Source organism: Vreelandella zhaodongensis, from assembly GCF_013415115.1.
GTDB lineage: Bacteria > Pseudomonadota > Gammaproteobacteria > Pseudomonadales > Halomonadaceae > Vreelandella > Vreelandella zhaodongensis.
The window spans coordinates 1-1774 of sequence record NZ_JACCDD010000019.1 but is presented as its reverse complement, the minus strand read 5'-3'; the positions used below and the strand labels follow the sequence as shown (position 1 = coordinate 1774).

1 protein-coding gene is annotated in these 1774 nt (G+C 59.5%); it reads left to right on the top strand.

The window, feature by feature from the left end; all coding sequences use genetic code 11:
* Nucleotides 1–1774, top strand: a 1774-nt coding sequence (locus HZS79_RS16685) for an MBG domain-containing protein (protein WP_179928417.1), incomplete at both ends; no start/stop codon positions are given.

Sequence of the window (1774 nt, the reverse complement as noted above, 5' to 3'; positions counted from 1 at the left end):
GGCAAGTCACCGAGGGCAACCTGGTCGGTGACGACAGCCTGGCTGGTGATGTGACTCGTGAATCCGGCAACAACGTGGGCAACTACGCCATCAGCGCCGCAGACCTGGAAAACGGTAACTATCAGATCACCGCCACCGATGGTGTGCTGACCATCGACCCGCGCCCGATTACTGTCACTGCCGATGATCAGGAGAAGGTCTACGGCGATGCCGACCCGGAACTCACTTGGCAAGTCACCGAGGGCAACCTGGTCGGTGACGACAGCCTGGCTGGTGATGTGACTCGTGAATCCGGCAACAACGTAGGCAACTACGCCATCAGCGCCGCAGACCTGGAAAACGGTAACTATGTGATCAGTGCCGTGGATGGCACCCTGACCATCGACCCGCGCCCGATTACTGTTAGCGCTGATGACCAAGATAAGATCTACGGCGATGCCGACCCGGAACTCACTTGGCAAGTCACCGAGGGCAACCTGGTCGGTGACGACAGCCTGGCTGGTGATGTGACTCGTGAATCCGGCAACAATGTAGGCAACTACGCCATCAGCGCCGCAGACCTGGAAAACGGTAACTATCAGATCACCGCCACCGATGGTGTGCTGACCATCGACCCGCGCCCTCTTACTGTCACTGCCGATGATCAGGAGAAGGTCTACGGCGATGCCGACCCGGAACTCACCTGGCAAGTCACCGAGGGCAACCTGGTCGGTGACGACAGCCTGGCTGGTGATGTGACTCGCGAATCCGGCAACAATGTGGGCAACTACGCCATCAGCGCCGCAGATCTGGAAAACGGCAACTATGTGATCAGTGCCGTGGATGGCACCCTGACCATCGACCCGCGCCCACTTACTGTTAGCGCTGATGACCAAGATAAGATCTACGGCGATGCCGACCCGGAACTCACTTGGCAAGTCACCGAGGGCAACCTGGTCGGTGACGACAGCCTGGCGGGCGAAATCACCCGCGAATCCGGCAACAACGTAGGCAACTACGCCATCAGCGCCGCAGACCTGGAAAACGGTAACTATCAGATCACCGCCACCGATGGCGTGCTGACCATCGACCCGCGCCCTCTTTCTGTCACTGCCGATGATCAGGAGAAGATCTACGGCGATGACGACCCGGAACTCACCTGGCAAGTCACCGAGGGCAACCTGGTCGGTGACGACCGCCTGGCTGGTGATGTGACTCGTGAATCCGGCAACAATGTAGGCAACTACGCCATCAGCGCCGCAGACCTGGAAAACGGTAACTATGTGATAAGTGCCGTGGATGGCACCCTGACCATCGACCCGCGCCCGATTACTGTCACTGCCGACGATCAGGAGAAAGAAGAGGGACAACCCGACCCCACCCTGACGTTTTCGACTGGCTGCGGCAACCTGACGGAAAGCTGTGGTCTGGTCGCTGGTGATGAGCTGGACGGCAATTTATCGCGTCAGCCGGGTGAAGGCGCAGGCCGTTATGATATTGAGCAGGGAGATGTCGATGAAAATCGTAATCCGAACTACACCATTGACTTTACCTCGGGTGAGCTAGCGATTGCTGCGGCACCGGAGCCAGAACCTGAACCCGAGCCAGAGCCAGAGCCAGAGCCAGAACCTGAGCCAGAGCCAGAGCCAGAGCCAGAGCCAGAACCGGAGCCAGAGCCAGAGCCAGAACCGGAGCCAGAGCCAGAGCCAGAACCTGAACCCGAGCCAGAGCCAGAGCCAGAGCCAGAACCGGAGCCCGAACCGGAGCCAGAGCCAGAGCCAGAGCCAGAGCCGGA